Origin of the sequence: Amphritea sp. 1_MG-2023 (assembly GCF_030547545.1) — a bacterium.
In the GTDB taxonomy this organism is placed as follows: Bacteria; Pseudomonadota; Gammaproteobacteria; order Pseudomonadales; family Balneatricaceae; genus Amphritea.
On the sequence record NZ_JAUOQE010000034.1, the window covers coordinates 1 to 13,974 of the forward strand.

The window sequence follows — 13,974 nt, forward strand, 5'->3', positions numbered from 1 at the left end:
GACAATGCCTTATTAAGAACCAGTGCTAAACGAATAATCTAGCGTACTTAATAAATTCTGGCGCGCCTGGAGGGATTCGAACCCCCGACCAACAGGATCGGAACCTGCTACTCTATCCAGCTGAGCTACAGGCGCGCAACTCATCACTAATGACGAGGGCGTGTATATTACCGATCTGACGAAGTACTGTCTATCGCTAAAACAAAATTTTGCGCCATTCTCTACGACAATCGCTTAGAGACGCTGACCGCTTCGCGCTAGGCTTACTTAATCAGTAAACTGATGCTTCTCAAACGAGGTTATTGAGACCTCTCTCTGCTCATTTTCACCCGCATCGGGAATCAGTGCACCCATCCGTTTCGCCCTGACCGCCTGACTAAAATAAAACCCTTGAAACAACTGACAGCCCCAGCGCTCAAGATACTCCAGTTCTTCACGTCGCTCTACACCTTCGGCGACGACATTAATGCCCAGTGTTTGAGCCATCGCGATAATCGTCGAAACGATGGCGGCATCACTGCTATCCGTGGTGATATCTTGCACAAAAGACTGATCGATCTTTAACGTATCCAGGGGCAATTGTTTCAAGTATTGCAGTGAAGAATAGCCCGTACCAAAGTCATCAAGCGAAAAACGAATGCCTAACCGAGACAGCCGCTGCATCTTCGTTCTCACCCCGTCAATATTATGCAGCAAGATACCTTCAGTCAGTTCAAATACCAGATATTCAGCCCTCACTCCTGTATTCAAAACAATGTCCTGCACCTGCTCGACAAAATCGTTCTGCTGAAACTCTCTAGGACTGATATTGACCGATACAACTAGCTTTTTACCGGCCTTTTCCCAAGCCGCCATCTGTTGGCAGACATCCGTCAAAACCCAGCGCCCCAAATGACAGATCAGATCGGTCATCTCGGCAATAGGGATAAACGTGGTGGGGTTGAGTAATCCATTCTTTCCATCCACCCAACGCACCAGCGCCTCAGCACCCACTATCCGCCCATCATTTTTTACTAATGGCTGATAGCAAACAAATAGCTTATCCTCCTTAATCGCTTGCCTTAGATTTTCTTCCACCTGCTGTCGATGATCTGCATGCTCCTGCATCTGTTCGAGAAAAAACTGTACCTGATTGCGACCCTCTTCCTTCGCGCGATACATGGCCAGATCGGCTTGCATCAACAGATTCTCAAGCTCATGATTATCGCCATTAAACAGGGCGATACCGATACTCGGCGTTACATGCAAAGCACGCCCATCAACCTGATGGGAAGATGAAATAGCCTGACGTACTTTCTCCGCAATACTCAGAGCATTATGCGTTGCCGTCGATTCACTCTTACCCAGCTCCGGCAATAACACGACAAATTCATCCCCACCCAATCGGGCCGGTGTATCCGCCTCACGCACAGATTGCCGTATCCGCTTAGAGACACTATTTAACACCGCATCGCCGACATTATGCCCCAGTGAATCATTGATTGTTTTAAAGTGATCGAGATCCAGATAAACCAAGCCCCCCATCTGCCCTGAGCGTTTGGCGCGCAGCACCTCCTGCTCCATGCGCTGTATCAATAAACGACGATTCGCTAGACCGGTCAGCGGATCAAAATAGACATGTTGCTCCATGGATTCTTGATGCGCTCGTAACTCCAGCGCATTAATCCTGACTTGCTCCAACATACGATTGAAGCCCCTAACCAGCTCACTTAATTCACCTGTCTTATCGCTTTGAGGAATTGTTAAGGCATAGTTATTCTCAACGGCTACCTGCTTCATCGCCTCCAAAATTTGATCAACCGGCTCAGAAATGCGTCGCTGTATCCGTTTAGATAACAGATAAATTGCCAGCAAAGACAGCGCATAAATCAATAAACCAAATAGCAAATAGAGCGACATCTGCCGGTTAATCTCTGCCATCTCATACTGCAGATATAACTGCCCCACCAGTTGGCCCTTATAACGAACCGGCACACTATATTCAAACAGTTCCGTACTGATCTGATAGGCTTCCTTGAGCTGTGCTCGCAATTTAAAAGAAGGCTGCGGCAACGTTTGAGTCAACCCATCTTTAACCACATGAATCAACTCAGAACCATCGGTACGATAAATATAGACCCCGAGCAAGTCCGGCTCGGAAAAGTAACTATCGAGAAGTGAAGTCGCTAACTCCGGCGATGTATCGATCATCAGCACGCTGGCTAAATGAGGAGAGGTAAGCTCGGAAAAAAAGTGCGCTCTATTAATCAGATGATGACGGCTACTATACAACTCAAACACCATCACAACTAAGCCGGTAATCAGTAACACAACGGCAACAGAAGAAACAAATAAACGATGCAGTCTGCGGGTAACAGAAACAGTCGGTTGCTGAGCCATCAGAATGCTCCAACCAGCCTACGATGGCGACTGACATGAATAATCGAAACAGTATGCCCTATCGAAAAAACGAAACCCATTACCATAATAAATCCTTTTACGGCATTGTAAGCTAGGCGACAACTGACTGATTTACAGTCCTGCTAAAGTTTGCACCGAAGTACAATAAATACCACGATGATAAAACACATAAACACAATATTGACGAGCTAATAAGTCATCTTACTCATCTTTGGTATCTTTTTTAACCACATGTGACTAATTATTTAGCCTTGAACCGAACAACACCCATTTTCGTTGTGGATAATTACCGCTATAATGCCCGCCGATAAGTATTTATAGACGCTGCAACAGATCCATTAGGGACGTCCCTGCAGCTATCCGTTTTTTAAAATTAGCGATGATGAGGTCGTGACTGTGAGTAAATTTGCTGCCAAAGCTATTTCTACCCTGTTTGCTGTAGTACTGGGATTTCTGGCCACTTCAACGATGGCCAACACCGATAACGATGCCATTATAGAGCGTATCCAAAAAGTTGGTTCTGTCTGCGTCGAAGGCGATGCATGCGCCAGCGCTCCTGCGCCTTCTGCTTCCGCTGCTGCGCGTTCCGGATCAGACGTTTACAACGCTAGCTGTACTGCTTGTCACGCGTCTGGCGTCTTGGGTGCACCAAAATTCGGTACCAGCGACTGGGCTGATCGTGGCGCTAAAGGCATGGAAACATTGATGCAAAGCGCACTAAACGGCCTCAATGCGATGCCAGCACGTGGTACTTGTGCTAGCTGCTCTGACGAAGAGATTCAAGCAGCCGTGCAGTATATGCTCGATAGCGCAAAATAAACCAACCCATCTATAACAAAGGCCGCTAATGCGGCCTTTGTTATGTCTGTTAGTAACACGCCATCAAAGATCATCTAGCAAACCGCGCAAGCCACTCAGCGTCGCATTGCCTCGCGCCTTATTCGTCGCTTCACAGACCTCTCCACGACCTTCATACACGAGATCATCTTCAGGTAACTCATCCAAGAAGCGACTCGGCTGACAATCAATAAGCTCGCCAAACTGCTTACGTTTTCGGGCTAAGGTCATGGTTAGCGTCTGCTTCGCTCGCGTAATGCCAACATAGGCCAGCCGCCTTTCCTCTTCAATATCACCATTCTCGATACTGTTACGGTGAGGCAAAATTTCCTCTTCCATCCCCATCAGATAAACATGATTAAACTCTAGCCCCTTGGAAGCATGTAATGTCATTAGCTGAACCCGATCAGAGTCATCTTCTTCCTCTTGTCGCTCCATAATATCCATGAGAATCAGTCGCGCAATCGCCTCACGAATACCGGCATCAGGATCATCTTCCTGCAAACGCTCCAAGGTACTGCGCAACGAATCGACTAATATCCACACATTTTGCATCCGTCGTTCGGCAACCGTGTCACTAGAACTGTTCTGTGCAATCCAGCCCGCAAAATCAATATCCTCTATCATTTTGCGCACAGCCTCGATAGGATCGCCCCGTTCGCAGCGTTGATAAACCCCTTCTAACCAGTTTTTAAAACGTCTTAAACGCTCCACCTGTGCCGTTTTTAAGTGCTGTTCCAGCCCTAATTCGCTACACGCATTAAACAAACTGATATGTCGCTCAGAGGCATACTCTCCCAGCCCCTGCAGGGTTGTATGCCCGATCTCTCGCCGTGGTAAATTAATAATACGTAGGAAAGCATTATCATCATCAGGGTTCACCAGCACCTTCATGTAGGACATGATGTCCTTGATCTCAGCTCGACCAAAAAAAGACGTGCCGCCATTCAGTTTATAGGGCACTTGATAACTCTGTAGTTTGAGTTCTAGCAATCGAGCCTGATGGTTACCACGATAAAGAATCGCGAAGTCTTTAAACTGATAGCGTTTACGCAGATGCAAATCGAGTATTTCAGTGGCAATCCGTTCACATTCGCCATCTTCATTACGCGTAAACACCACCCGCAACGGATCCCCAAACCCCATATCACTCCACAAGGTTTTATCAAACACGTGCGGATTATTAGCGATAACCGTATTAGCCGCTTTCAGGATTCGGCCCGTCGAACGATAGTTCTGCTCGAGTTTGACCACCTTCAACGATGGAAAATCATCTTGTAATTGCACTAGGTTTTCCGGTCGCGCTCCGCGCCACGAATAAATAGACTGATCATCATCACCGACCACGGTCAGCATGCCTCGCGTGCCGACTAACATTTTCACCAATAGATACTGAGTCACATTGGTGTCCTGATATTCGTCGACTAATAGATAACGAATTTTATTCTGCCAGCGCTCAAGGATCTCTCCATGCTGAATAAATAATTGCACCGGTAACAGGATGAGATCATCAAAATCCACGGCATTATAAGCTTTAAGGCTTTTTTGATAAGCCTCATAAGCCCTAGCAGCCAGCACTTCAGCCGGACCTTCTGCACTGCTTAGCGCCTGATCGGGGCTCAGCATATCGTTTTTCCAGTTTGAAATCGTATGCTGAATGAAATCAACCTGATCGGTTTCCTCTTCGTGATGCAACAGCAAACTCTTTAGCAGCGCTTTACTATCCTGATCATCAAATAACGAAAAGCCCACTTTAAAGCCCAGTGTTTTATGCTCTTTGCGGATGATACTGAGCCCTAGGTTATGAAAAGTGGAGACCGTCAATCCTCGTGTGGCTTTGCCTTTAACCAATGAATTGACTCGCTCTTTCATTTCACGAGAGGCTTTATTGGTAAACGTAACCGCGGCAATGTTATGCGCTTTGATGCCGCAGGCTTCAATCAGATAGGCAATCTTACGAGTAATAACGCTCGTTTTGCCGGAACCCGCTCCGGCGAGAACTAATAAAGGTCCGCTGATGTAATCGACAGCTTCACGCTGCTTCGGATTAAGTCTCGACATTATAAATACTGACCCTGACGGCTAAAGTTTTACTGTAAGTAGCCGATAGCTTGTTGTTAATTTTTAAAAAAAGCAGTAAAAACAAGATGATTAACTGCTTTTTAAAACACAACAAAGCTTCAAACAAGCGTTTAACTAAAGAAATTGGCATGGTAGTCTTAAGACGCTTACAGGATGGCAATTATCGCATGGAATGAATTGTCTTATCAGTAGAAAACAATGAGAATAAACAGGATGATTCATTCTCTCGTGTGGTTGATATGTTATCTGTGGCTTCCAGCAAAGCAGAATGCCTGATCATTGATAGCTGTGGTATTGATACTTCAAGTATCATCAAACAGTTGCAACGACAACAATGCAGCGTCATACAGTGTAGTTTTGATCAAGCATCAGAACGACTGACACAGTCGAATGTTCAACTTATTTTCTTGCATAGCTGCCATACCGACACGAATGCCCTCTCCGAACTACACTATCTGCGCCAAACATACCCTCGTATCCCCGTTATTCTTTTTGATGAGTACCTAGATGCCGAACGCATCAATACGTCTATGCTCTGGCAAGCCAATGATTTTATATCCACCGCTCTGTGTACCGACGACACACTTCAAAGAGTCCTGCGCTACAATTTGAAGGTTTATCAATATCATACCGAGATCGAACGACTCAATCAGCTTGATCCATTAACCGGCATGATACACCGTCAGCAGTTTTATAAAGAGTTCGGAGAAAAGCTGAGTTCGCTCAAAACCACCGATACGTCAAGCCAGTTTGCGCTCATTTGTGTCGATCTGGATGGCTTCAACCGCTTTAATAATCTTCACGGTTATGCCGCCGGCGATAGCGTCGTAAAAAAAATGGGCAAGCGACTGACAAAGCTCTCATCCGGATTGATCTCTCGGCAGGGTAACGATGAGTTTATTATGCTGCAGCCCATCTGTGCCAACGAAAACCTCACGCAATCGATTACCGCGCTGTGCAATCAAATCATGCACAGCCTGACGGAACCCTATCAATATCTTGATCTCGAAGTCATTCTGCCCTGTAGTATCGGTGTTGCGTTATCCCCTAAACATAGCTGCGAAACCGATATTCTCATCAATCAAGCGACGCAAGCCAGAATTCAGGCGAAACAGCAAAGCTGTTGTAGTTATGCTGTTTTCGAACAGCAGGATAGCCATTCCAAACAGCCTCAAGCGCCCATCGAACACGAATTAATTAACGCCATTCGACGCAACGAGTTTGAGCTTTTTTATCAACCTCGAATTGATATCATGAGCGGCAACATTATCGGCGCTGAAGGTTTAGTGCGCTGGAGACATCCTGAAAAGGGCCTCATCTACCCCGATGCTTTTATACCCACGGCCGAGCGAACCGGCCTGATAGTCCCTATCGGCTATTGGGTGATTCAACAAGCTGGGCTAGATATTCAACGGCTGATATCTAGCGGCCTGAGAATTAAAAAAATGAGTATTAACTTATCCTTCAGACAGTTCCAAGATAGCTATCTATCCCAGACGATCCAACGACTCATTAATAAATATGCTATCGATACGACGATTCTCGAATTTGAACTAACAGAATCTGCTCTGTTTAATAATGAACGACATGTTAGAGAAGGAATCGAAGCCCTGCATAAATTAGGCATTAATTTTTCACTGGATGATTTTGGTACCGGCTATTCCTCTTTTTCATTACTGCAAAAGCTGCCGATCAGCAGCCTCAAGATCGATCGCTCTTTTGTTGGGGGTGCCAGTCATAATGCCGACGACCGCGAGATCGTTAAAGCCCTGATCCGTTTAGCTCACAGTCTCAATAAAGAGATTATTGCTGAAGGCGTTGAGACCATGGGGCAGCTCAACTTCTTAACTTGCCATGGTTGCCATCAAGCTCAGGGATACCTGTATAGCAAGCCCGTCCCTTATGAAGAGTTTAAAGCGCTACTTAAAAACGGTTATCAACTCACCGCGGAAAGTACGGCCATGCAGTAAGTTTATCGACAGCGATTGAACGCCACATAACGCTTAACTAAACACCCTTACGACTAAATAATCGCTAGCACAATAACGATATCCACAGCTTAACCGCAGCCTCTTTTACGTCTTCGAATGAAACACCGGCCTCAAATCCATCCAAGCCTTTCATGATCAACAGCAATGCCTTTAATAAACAACAGAATCTACAATGGTGAACGCCTCAGCCCAATCGCCTCAAGCAGTGCTGCGCTACTGATATCCGTCTCTCCCTGTAAATCAGCAATGGTTCTCGACACCTTTAATACCCGATGTGTCGCGCGCGCAGATAATCCCATCCGGCTCATCGCCTGCATTAACAATTGTTCTTGCTCTGAGCCAAGCACGCAATACTGCTCTAAGCCTTTAACATTCAGTTGATCATTAATACACCCCTGTCGCTGCTGCTGAATCGCTCGGGCAGAAATCACTCGCTCTCTTATCTGCACGCTCGTTTCACTCGCTTCCACTGGCCCCATCAATTGCTCAGGCGTCAACCCCGGCACCCAGCTCTGTAAATCAATCCGATCTAATAAAGGACCCGAGATACGCGTTTGATAGCGCTGTATCTGATCCGGTGTACAGCGACATCGACCACTTTGATCGCCACGATATCCACAGGGGCAGGGATTCATTGCCGCAATCAGTTGAAACCGCGCGGGGAAAGAGGCTTGCAAGGCCGCCCGAGAGATATTAATCACCCCGGATTCCAGCGGCTCACGCATCACTTCCAATACCTGACGGCTATATTCGGGTAATTCATCGAGAAAGAGTACGCCCTGATGGGCTAATGAGATCTCTCCGGGACGAGGATTGCTTCCTCCGCCTACTAAAGCCACGGCCGAGGCCGTATGATGCGGCGTTCTAAATGGGCGAATGCCAGCAAACAAGCGTTCTTCTTTGACCCCCGCAATGGAATAAATAGCAGCGACTTCTAAGCGCTCATCCGCTACCAACGGCGGCAGAATCCCCGGTAAGCGACTGGCCAGCATACTCTTGCCACTGCCAGGAGGACCACACAGCAGGAGATTGTGTCCTCCTCCTGCGGCAATTTCCAACGCTCTTTTCGCCTGATACTGCCCTCTAACATCGGCCATATCATCACCCATCACCCTGTCCACGGGACGCTCTGCCGCCATGGTTGGCGAGACTAAGCGAGCTCCGGCTAGATGATTACTCACATCCAATAAGGAGCGAGCCGTCAACAGCTGTAATCCACTAACGAGGCTGGCTTCCTCAACATTATCAACCGCCAGCCAAAGACTCCGCCCAGCATGACGACAACTTAAAGCGACCGGCAACACTCCTGCGACCGAGCGCAAATCGCCCGATAACGCTAATTCGGCTAAAAACTCATAGGCATCGGCACAACCCGGTGGCAATTGACCACTGGCGATGAGAATACCCACCGCAATCGCTAGATCGTATCGCCCGCCCTCTTTAGGCAGATCGGCGGGGGCTAAATTCACTGTAATCCGTCGAGCCGGAAACTCAAAGCCACAATTAAGTAACGAGCTACGCACACGTTCTCGACTCTCTTTTACCCCGGTTTCTGGCATACCCACAATGGAAAAGCTAGGCAGACCGCCCGATAGATGCACCTCCACCGCAACCAGTGGAGACTGAATACCCAGTTGTGCCCGAGTGTGTACGATTGCTAACGCCATAACCCATCCTTGGATCTCGTTAATAGTGACTCATTGACATCCCGTTAAGCATAGCTGATTCATCGACACTTATCGTCATACCCCGTCAGCGAGATAGGTCGCATGAGTTCTTCTAGCCAATATGAGCCATAACCCGTATCAACTCTCCAGTTCTAACCGCGTAATCAACTGCGCCAACGTCAGATCTGCTCCGACATATTTACCGCTCATCCGCAAGCAGCCCTGCTGCGTAAGCCGCGTCATCTGTCCTGTGGTGCGCACCCCTTCAGCCATAACCCCCAGATCAGCCTGCTGCGCCGCCGTGATCAATGCTTCGATCTCTCGAGCGCAACGATCATCACGCATCTGTTGCTCCACCCGCTTAGCATTCAGTAACAACATATCGGGAAACAGCTGAGGTGGTAAGCGCCGCAATGAGCTTTGCTGTGGATCAAGCAGAATCAACGCCCCCAACGCTTTAAACTCTTCGACCTCCTCAGGAAATAACTGTAACTGCACAGCATTCAGGCTAATCATCAAGCGTTGCGGGGGAATACCCGCTTTGACCATCTGCCGTATCAAGTGAGCGATCAATTCCGTCGAAAATAGTTCTTCATCGTTTAGCCGCAAACACAGATGATGAAACTGATCGAAACGACTCCAATGAGTGATCAACGGCAGTAACTGTTGTTCAAGCTGCTGATGATAATCGTCCAACAAACCATAACGAGATAACTGAGGGATAAACTGTTCGGGCGCGAGAATCCCCTGAATAGGATGATTCATCGTCAAAGCCACTTCCGCCGCCGCTAAATGATGCCCGTGCAGCGAATAAATCGGATTGAATCGCAACTGTAGCCAGTGTTCAGACACCCCCTGACTCAGGGTTTCTCGGCTAAATACCGTACCGCTACCTAAGGCCGCATCATACATACGAAAACCATTATGACTATCGGGGGTACGCAAGACTAAACGCGCTCTATCCAGCATCAGCTCGGCACTAATATTACCTCCTTCCACCAGCACACCAGCCATCGCATAATCGTTCAAGGCGGGCTGCTGTGACACGTCAATTCTTTCGAGCAGCACAGCGGCGATGCGCTCGGCAAACTGCTCAAGCACCATTTCATCGGCACAATCATCCAATACGAAGACCAAATTATGTTCCTGATCTATCGCTAACAGGTCGGCCTCGCGGACTTGCGCGCTCAATTTCGCCGCAATGGCCGCGGTTATCTCATCACGGTCAGCCTCAGCGACCTTTAATTGCAACAAGATAAGACCTCGCCCTCGATGGCCTAAGCCATCGCGCAAGAGCTGCTGATTCAGTTGCTCCAATAACATATATTCATCTGCCAAGCCGGTCAGTGAATCATAGCTGGTATGATGAAAACGACCTTGATCAGCATACACGCTAGTAATATCAGAAAATTGCGCGACAAAACCATCAATCTCACCGCTATCATCTCGGTGAGCCATCAAGCTATACCAGGCGGGATAGCTATGACCATCCTTGTGACGATTCCACAATTCGCCCTCCCAAAAGCCTTTTAGCATCAGTTGTTGCCACAGATGATCGAATATTTCAGCGCTGATATTCCGATTCGTGACCATCCCGGGCCCTTGGCCGGCAACCTCTTCGAAGGTATAACCGCTGACCTCTGAAAAACCCGCGTTCACCCGATAGATACGGTTATCCTCATCCAACAGCATAACCGCCTGTGAGGTATACTCGAACAACCCCTCTTCGGGATATTGAGCCAATAATTTACTCGCTGCTTGAGCCGTTCGCATCGCATTGACAATAAACAAACCGGCTCGCGGATTCCAACAAATCTCCAGTTGCAGCCACAGCCCCGTCGCTTCGACAAAGGGCTGCCAAGACAGTGTGGCCGTCCCCTGCGAACGCGCTAACATCATTCCATGTTGCAGCTCAAACAAGGCCGCTTCTGCATGCACTTGCGCTAACGGTACGCCACTTAGATCACGCTGCCAACCGAGCATGTCAATATACTCCTGAGTAGCAAACTGATAACTAAGATCAGGCAGAATGCATGCATACATAGGCCGATGCATAACGACTCCTTGGTCAGAATGATGGATTATTCTCTGCTGTTAGGCTGACTCACTGCTCAACGATCACATTGACGGAGCTGCAACTCTAATTGCTCAATTTCAGACTCTAGTTGCTCTAGTTTAGCGCGACTTCGGGCTAACACCGCTGACTGAACGTCAAACTCTTCCCGTGTCACCAAATCCATCCGCTTAAACGCGCCCTGTAATAGTGCGGAAACCTGTGATTGCCGTTCTGAATCAGCAGAACGTTGTCGCGTAGGCTCAAATAACTGTTCAATCTGCTCACTAATACCGTCGAGGATTTTATGATTAATCATATCGCATATTTCCCAAAAATATTGGCTGACTCTGTACATAACACTATAACAATAAAAGAGAAATTAACCGATTGAGATTCACGCTCAATCATCAATATCGACTCTTTGCACCAATATAGTGCCTGCACAATAATTGTGCACCAGCACCTTATCAAGAATCACCTTTATCCCTTAGATAAAAAGATAGAAATAATTCAAATATAAAATAAATAGCTGTTTTATATGGATATTTGTATTAATGGCATGTGCAATGCTATGTATGATTCAAGCGTTTAGCTCTACGTTGATAAGCAGCGTAGCTCTTTATAACAGTTTTACTCAGTGGAGATCAGATCCCATGAAACTCATCTCAGCAATTATTAAACCATTCAAACTGGATGACGTGCGTGAAGCGCTTTCAGAAATCGGCGTACAGGGTATCACTGTCACCGAAGTGAAAGGCTTTGGCCGTCAGAAAGGTCATACAGAACTCTACCGCGGTGCAGAATATGTGGTCGACTTCCTGCCCAAAGTAAAGGTCGACGCTGCTGTGGAGGACAGCATCGTTGATCAGGTCGTTGAAGCGATTAGCAAAACCGCACAGACCGGTAAAATAGGCGATGGCAAAATTTTCGTCATGCCGGTTGAAGAAGTGATCCGGATTCGTACCGGTGAAACCGGCGATAGCGCTCTGTAAACAATCTTTTTACAAGCAAAAAATACTCCAGGCATAGGCTTCAGGGGGAAGTGATGGAAAACCAAATTTTTGAATTACAGTATGCGATGGACACCTTTTATTTCTTGGTGTGCGGCGCATTAGTTATGTGGATGGCGGCCGGTTTCGCCATGCTCGAAGCAGGTTTAGTGCGTGCAAAAAACACCACTGAAATCCTGACTAAAAACGTAGCCTTGTTTGCTATTGCATCGATTATGTATCTAATCTGTGGCTATCAACTCATGTATGGCGGCGGCATCTTCCTCAGCGGTATCGAAGAAGTTGATGTTGCACAGGTGCTAGCTGATTCAGCTGAAGCAGGCTTCGACGGTGGCTCTGTCTACTCTGGCGCTTCTGACTTCTTCTTCCAAGTAGTATTCGTTGCTACCGCGATGTCTATCGTCTCCGGTGCCGTTGCAGAACGCATGAAGCTGTGGGCTTTCCTCGCTTTTGCCGTTGTGATGACCGGCATCATCTACCCAATGGAAGGCGCATGGACGTGGAACGGCGATGACGTTTTCGGTATGTACAACCTCGGCGACCTGGGTTTCTCTGACTTCGCCGGTTCTGGTATCGTGCACATGGCCGGTGCTGCTGCCGCCCTTGCCGGGGTACTGCTGCTAGGCGCTCGTAAAGGTAAATATACCGCTAACGGTGTCAACGCTATTCCCGGTGCCAACCTGCCATTAGCCACACTGGGGACATTTATCCTGTGGATGGGCTGGTTCGGTTTCAACGGTGGTTCAGTATTGAAGCTCGGTGATATCGCTAATGCTCACTCAGTCGCCATGGTCTTCCTGAACACCAATACAGCCGCTGCCGGTGGTGCCATTGCCGCACTGATTACCGCGCGCCTATTATTTGGTAAAGCCGATCTAACCATGCTGCTAAACGGCGCACTGGCCGGTCTCGTTGCCATCACGGCGGAGCCATCAACACCTACCGCACTTCAGGCAACCCTGTTTGGTGCTATCGGTGGTGTGCTGGTCGTGTTCGCCATTATTACACTCGATAAGCTACGTATCGATGATCCTGTGGGTGCCATCTCGGTACACGGTGTCTGTGGCCTACTGGGCCTGCTGCTCGTACCGATCACTAACAGCGATGTCAGCTTCAGTGGTCAGTTGATCGGCGCCGCGACTATCTTTATCTGGGTATTCGTAACCAGCCTGATCGTATGGTCTATCATCAAAGCCGTTATGGGTCTGCGCGTGACTGAAGAAGAAGAATACGAAGGTGTCGATATCGCTGAATGCGGTATGGAAGCTTATCCTGAATTTACCTCTGGTAAGTAAAACCGATCGACAAAAATAAAAACAATACGCTATTAAGGGGAGCCTCGGCTCCCCTTCTGACGTTTTATTAACTTATTGATTCTGGGTATACTAGGCTTAAGAATGATCTCCAATCGTCTGAGGCTTGCAGGAATACCCTGTCAAAACAACAGATCCAAGCGAGGATATAAATGATGAAACTGGTAAGTGCGGTAATCAAACCGTTCAAACTGGATGATGTACGTGAAGCGCTGTCAGACATTGGCATACAAGGCGTCACAGTCACCGAAGTAAAAGGCTTTGGACGTCAAAAAGGCCACACCGAACTGTACCGCGGCGCAGAATACGTTGTCGATTTTCTCCCTAAAGTAAAAATTGAAGCCGCCATTGCTGACGACCTCGTTGATCAGGTCATTGAAGCGATCGCCTCAACGGCAAATACAGGTAAAATTGGCGATGGCAAGATTTTTGTCACCCCACTTGAGCAGGCTATCCGTATCCGTACCGGCGAAACCGGTACTGACGCACTGTAAACCACTCAAAACGATCATTTTAAAAGGCACTCATTGAGTGCCTTTTTTTTGCCCTCAATAAACAAAAGTACGCTGCATGCTGTTCCAGAGTCTAGACTGAGTAATAAGGTTTTCTAGGCTATAG

Annotated in this window: 10 protein-coding genes and 1 tRNA gene; 5 read left to right on the top strand and 6 right to left on the bottom strand. The window is 47.6% G+C overall.

Translation table 11 applies throughout. From position 1 onward, the window contains the following. Positions 1–58 precede the first annotated feature (58 nt). Positions 59–135 (bottom strand) — tRNA-Arg (locus Q4488_RS15530). 132 nt (positions 136–267) lie between these two features. After that, positions 268–2,379 carry a bifunctional diguanylate cyclase/phosphodiesterase gene (locus Q4488_RS15535; protein ID WP_303581399.1) on the bottom strand — a complete coding sequence of 704 codons (2,112 nt, stop codon included), beginning with the start codon at positions 2,377–2,379 and terminating at the stop codon, positions 268–270. Positions 2,380–2,796: 417 nt separating this feature from the next. Between Q4488_RS15535 and Q4488_RS15540 the strand changes: the two genes are divergently transcribed. Continuing rightward, the gene (locus Q4488_RS15540) at positions 2,797–3,219 is read left to right on the top strand and encodes a cytochrome c5 family protein (protein ID WP_303581400.1); all 423 of its coding nucleotides are present in this window, start codon (positions 2,797–2,799) and stop codon (positions 3,217–3,219) included. A gap of 63 nt (positions 3,220–3,282) precedes the next feature. Here the strand turns inward: Q4488_RS15540 and rep are convergent, their stop codons facing one another. Continuing rightward, positions 3,283–5,298 carry a DNA helicase Rep gene (gene rep / locus Q4488_RS15545; protein ID WP_303581401.1) on the bottom strand — a complete coding sequence of 672 codons (2,016 nt, stop codon included), beginning with the start codon at positions 5,296–5,298 and terminating at the stop codon, positions 3,283–3,285. Positions 5,299–5,558: 260 nt separating this feature from the next. On the opposite strand from rep, the gene Q4488_RS15550 reads away from it, so the two are divergent. Further along, the gene (locus Q4488_RS15550; RefSeq protein ID WP_303581402.1) at positions 5,559–7,289 is read left to right on the top strand and encodes a bifunctional diguanylate cyclase/phosphodiesterase; all 1,731 of its coding nucleotides are present in this window, start codon (positions 5,559–5,561) and stop codon (positions 7,287–7,289) included. 188 nt (positions 7,290–7,477) lie between these two features. Here Q4488_RS15550 and Q4488_RS15555 read toward each other — a convergent pair whose 3' ends face one another. The 3 genes from Q4488_RS15555 to Q4488_RS15565 form a co-directional block, all read right to left on the bottom strand. After that, entirely contained in the window at positions 7,478–8,977 is a 1,500-nt protein-coding gene (locus Q4488_RS15555; RefSeq protein WP_303581403.1) for a YifB family Mg chelatase-like AAA ATPase, read from the bottom strand. Positions 8,978–9,115: 138 nt separating this feature from the next. After that, on the bottom strand, positions 9,116–11,032 hold the full coding sequence (locus Q4488_RS15560) for an EAL domain-containing protein (RefSeq protein WP_303581404.1): 1,917 nt from the start codon (positions 11,030–11,032) through the stop codon (positions 9,116–9,118). Positions 11,033–11,088: 56 nt separating this feature from the next. Beyond that, positions 11,089–11,349, bottom strand: a complete 261-nt coding sequence (locus Q4488_RS15565; protein ID WP_303581405.1) for an accessory factor UbiK family protein — start codon at positions 11,347–11,349, stop codon at positions 11,089–11,091. A 337-nt stretch (positions 11,350–11,686) separates the two neighbouring features. Between Q4488_RS15565 and glnK (Q4488_RS15570) the strand changes: the two genes are divergently transcribed. From glnK (Q4488_RS15570) to glnK (Q4488_RS15580), 3 genes are all read left to right on the top strand, one after another. Further along, positions 11,687–12,025, top strand: a complete 339-nt coding sequence (gene glnK / locus Q4488_RS15570; RefSeq protein ID WP_303581406.1) for a P-II family nitrogen regulator — start codon at positions 11,687–11,689, stop codon at positions 12,023–12,025. Positions 12,026–12,078: 53 nt separating this feature from the next. Then, the gene (locus Q4488_RS15575) at positions 12,079–13,338 is read left to right on the top strand and encodes an ammonium transporter (RefSeq protein WP_303581407.1); all 1,260 of its coding nucleotides are present in this window, start codon (positions 12,079–12,081) and stop codon (positions 13,336–13,338) included. Positions 13,339–13,511: 173 nt separating this feature from the next. Beyond that, positions 13,512–13,850, top strand: coding sequence for a P-II family nitrogen regulator (gene glnK / locus Q4488_RS15580; RefSeq protein WP_303581435.1), 339 nt, complete (start codon positions 13,512–13,514; stop codon positions 13,848–13,850). Positions 13,851–13,974: the final 124 nt, after the last annotated feature.